Source organism: Blautia sp. ZXY-1-B12, assembly GCF_056339915.1.
In genome coordinates, this window is the sequence record NZ_JBWJVP010000061.1 from 1 (window position 1) to 3,835 (window position 3,835).

General features: G+C 43.5%; 4 protein-coding genes and 1 pseudogene. All 5 read right to left on the minus strand.

All coding sequences use genetic code 11. The annotated features are described in order from the left end of the window. Nucleotides 1-18: 18 nt before the first annotated feature. The 5 genes and pseudogenes from AC075L_RS04755 to mutL all read right to left on the minus strand — a co-directional run bounded on the left by AC075L_RS04755 (nucleotide 19) and on the right by mutL (nucleotide 3,739). Entirely contained in the window at nucleotides 19-555 is a 537-nt protein-coding gene (locus AC075L_RS04755) for a methionine gamma-lyase family protein (protein ID WP_476387259.1), read from the minus strand. Further along, nucleotides 504-863, minus strand: a pseudogene (locus tag AC075L_RS04760) (methionine gamma-lyase family protein). The gene AC075L_RS04755 and the pseudogene AC075L_RS04760 overlap by 52 nt, the downstream one beginning before the upstream one ends. Nucleotides 864-867: 4 nt before the next feature. After that, nucleotides 868-1,065, minus strand: coding sequence for a hypothetical protein (locus AC075L_RS04765; RefSeq protein ID WP_476387260.1), 198 nt, complete (start codon nucleotides 1,063-1,065; stop codon nucleotides 868-870). Nucleotides 1,066-1,161: 96 nt separating this feature from the next. After that, complete coding sequence (gene miaA, locus AC075L_RS04770) at nucleotides 1,162-2,106, minus strand: tRNA (adenosine(37)-N6)-dimethylallyltransferase MiaA (RefSeq protein WP_022379971.1); 945 nt, start codon at nucleotides 2,104-2,106, stop codon at nucleotides 1,162-1,164. Between the two features lie 19 nt (nucleotides 2,107-2,125). Further along, on the minus strand, nucleotides 2,126-3,739 hold the full coding sequence (gene mutL / locus AC075L_RS04775; RefSeq protein WP_476387261.1) for a DNA mismatch repair endonuclease MutL: 1,614 nt from the start codon (nucleotides 3,737-3,739) through the stop codon (nucleotides 2,126-2,128). Between the last annotated feature and the right edge of the window lie 96 nt (nucleotides 3,740-3,835).

A 3,835-nucleotide genomic window follows, 5' to 3' on the forward strand; every position in this document is an offset into this window, starting at 1 on the left:
GTCTGCATCACATAACTGTCAACCGGCTGCTGCCTGAATACCCTTACAGAACGCGATCAGACCTTCCGGTGTGCCAAGGCTTACTGCCTGAATGATGTCCTGACGTGGCTCTGTGGAATCCGGGATTACCGGGAATCCAAGTTTCTCATAAATATTTGCCGCAAACACAGCTCCCTTTAACGCACCCTTGGTAACCATTGGTGCAAGGAAAAATCCCTGGAAGAAAGAACGGTTGACTCCCAGAGTTGCGCCTACCTCACTGCCAAGTCCGGGACAGGTCATTCTGTAAGAAGCATTCTCCACGCACTCCTTAGTACCTGCAATATAACCGCCGATAGGCGCAAGTCCGCCGCCCGGATTTTTGATCAGAGAACCAACAATCATATCAGCTCCCACATCACTTGGCTCAATGGTATCTACAAACTCACCGTAGCAGTTATCCACCATACAGATCACATCCGGTTTAATACTCTTTATAAAAGAAATCAGTTCTCCAATCTGCTTTACAGAGAAAGACGGACGTGTCTGGTATCCTTTGGAACGCTGGATTTCCACACAAACTCTGTCCTTTCATTCATTGCTTTACGGATGCTGTTATAATCAAAGGTTCCGTCTTCTAACAGTTCCACCTGACGGTAACTTACTCCATATTCTGCGAGAGAACCTTTTGACGGGCGGATGCCGATCACCTCTTCCAGAGTATCGTAAGGCTTTCCGGCAGGTGCCAGAGTTCATCACCCGGACGGAGATTACCGAATAAGGCAATGGCCAGCGCGTGAGTTCCGCATGATCCTGCGGGCGTCCAGACAGGCTTCCGTATGGAAAGTATCTGCATAAACCTTTTCAAGTGTTTCACGGCCAATATCGTCATATCCATAACCGGAAGAACTTTCCGAAGCATTCTGCGCTTACTTTATTTTTCTGCATGGCAAGAAGCACCTTCATCTGGTTATACTCTGCCGTTTTATCAAATTTTTCAAATCTTTCTTTTAAAGATTCCTCAATCTTATGACCAAAGTCATAAACCTCTGAAGAAATCCCAAGCTGTGCGTACATTTCTTTCATAATTTGTTTCGTCCTCATTTCTGTTTGCATTATTATCTTTATTTTATCTCATGAATTTCACTTATTCTGTATCAGTGATTTTTAAGAAAAATTCGGTTATAAAATTCCTCTGTCCCTGCATACCTTCAGCATTTCATCAAGGATTCTGTCTTCATTATAGTCAAATTCATCCTTATTCATCCAGATGGTATCCTTCTCCCTGCGAAACCAGGTCAGCTGGCGTTTTGCAAAATGTCTGGTATCTCTTTTCAGGATCCTGACCGCTTCCTCTAACGGATACTCGCCATCCAGATATGCAAGGATTTCTTTATATCCAAGTCCCTGCATGGAAACCATCCCCCTGTGGTATCCCATATCTTTTAACTTCTGCACTTCCTCAAGGAGTCCCTCTTTTAACATCTCATCAATACGGTCATCAATCCGTTTATAAAGAAGTTCCCTTGGTACATTCAGCACAAAATATGCCAGATTATAAGGGGTTTCGTGTTCCTTCTGCTCCTGATTATGTGCGGAGATCGGCGACTGGTTCTGATGATAAAACTCCAGTGCCCTGATCACACGTTTTACATTATTGGCGTGGATTTCCCCGGCACTGACAGGATCAACATCCAAAAGCATCTGGTGCAGATATTCATTTCCCTTCTCTGCAGCAAGCTGTTCCAGCTCCTGACGGTATCCGTCTTCCTGCTCTGCCTGAGTAAAATCAATATCCTTTGTAATAGCCTGTATATAAAATCCGGTTCCTCCTACCAGAACAGGAATTTTCCCCTTGGCATAAATTTCTTTCATGGCAGCTTTTGCCATCTGCTGGAATTTCACGATATGAAATTCTTCCTGAGGCAGCAGTTCATCTACCAGATAATGCTTTACTCCCTGCATCTCCTCCGGCCGGATCTTAGCTGATCCAATATCCATATATTTGTAGACCTGCATGGAATCAGCAGAAATGATCTCTCCGTTTACTGCTTTCGCAAGAGCGATGGATAGATGGGTTTTTCCTGCTGCCGTCGGTCCTGTAAGAACGATCAGTGGCTTTTTCATAATAGCTCCTTTATATAAACTATACAATACGTTTAAATTTCTTTTCCAGTTCTGTTTTAGTCATGGAAATAATCGTCGGTCTTCCATGAGGACAGTGATAGGGGTTCTCCAGTGTGAGCAGTTCATCGATCAAGGCATTTGCTTCCCGGTCGGACATCTGGTGATTTCCCTTTACCGCAGCCTTACATGCCATGGTGGCCAGTCTGGAAGCAAAGATTCCAAGTGGATCCTTATCCTTCTCAGAAGCAAGATTGTCAAGCATTTCCAGAAAAAGTTCTTCCTCCGTAAGACCGTACAGATTGGCCGGGACTGCATTGATACAGTATTCCTTACCGCCAAATGGTTCAATCTCAAATCCAAAATCCTCGAAATATTTACGGTTAGCCTTAAGAAGAGCTTCTTCCTGAAGATTCAGGGATACGATCAGCGGCGGACTGAGATACTGGGATTCTACTGTCTGCTCACGAAACCTTTTTACGAAACGCTCATAATAAACCTTTTCATGTGCCGCATGCTGGTCGATAATAAAAAATTTATCCTCAAACTGAACAAGCCAGTAAGTATCAAAAATCTGTCCGATCAGCTGATGACGGCTTCGGGATTCAGGAGCAAGAAGTTTCTCCTCAAATAATTCCAGCTGCTGTGGTCTGATTTCTTCTGATATTACATTTTTGTTTTGTTCTATCTGTTTTCTGTTTCCTTCTGAATCCACAGCAGTCTTCAGATATTCTGCAGTTTTCTGTTCTGCAATTTCCTGCTTTGTCTCTGAAAATACCGGTTGTTCTTCATTCTTTTTATCGCTTAGTGTTCCCTCAAAAAGCTGTTCCTCTGCCTTGGTAAGAGGATCCCTAGTCTGATAGATCTGCTGTTCACGCACTGCCTGTTCTGCCATTGTAACAGTTCCTCGTGGTAGTGCGGTATGCTCAGAAACCCTGGAAGCTGTATTTACAGTCTGTGGACGATACTCCGGAATTTCAGCCCGACGTCTGGTTTCAAATGGCTCCGGTACATCCCCCGGTTTTACCACAGGCTGCTGCTTTTTAATCGGTTCTTCTTTTCCAAAAGGCACTGTCTGGATCATTTCTCTTGTGGTAAGAGCCTTGTGGACTGTCTCGTAAACTGCATCATAAACTTCTGTTCCTCTTGCAAACCGCACCTCCATCTTGCTTGGATGCACATTTACATCCAGATCATTTCCCTCCATCTGAATATGAAGAGAAACAAAGGGAAACTTATGCTGCATGAGAAAACCCTTATAGGCATCCTCTATCCCCTTTGCAATGATCCGGTTCTTTACAAAACGTCCGTTAATATAATAATTCTCAAAGGTACGGTTACCTCTGGAAATCTCCGGTTTTCCCACAAAACCCTCAATCTTCATGAAATCATTCTCGTAGGATACCTCAAGAAGTGCTTTGGTGATATCTCTTCCATATATATTATAAATCACATCTTTCACATTGTAATTTCCGGAAGTATGAAGCTTCACCTGTTTATTCTGGATATATTTAAAAGAAATCTCAGGATGGGACAATGCCAGCTGCTCCATCAAAGTGCTGACATAATTTCCCTCCGTAGTATCTGATTTCAGGAACTTGCTTCTAGCAGGTGTATTGTAAAAAAGATTTCTCACCAGGAAAGTATCGTTCCTTCCGGTGCTCCCATATCCTCTAAAGACTCCTGTACACCACCGTTGATCACATAACGGACGCCGCTTAATGCAGATGGG

Excerpts from the sequence above, each read along its gene's own strand:
- miaA (WP_022379971.1), bottom strand. The coding sequence starts at position 2,106 with ATGAAAAAGCCACTGATCGTTCTTACAGGACCGACGGCAGCAGGAAAA.
- AC075L_RS04765 (WP_476387260.1), bottom strand. The coding sequence starts at position 1,065 with ATGAAAGAAATGTACGCACAGCTTGGGATTTCTTCAGAGGTTTATGAC.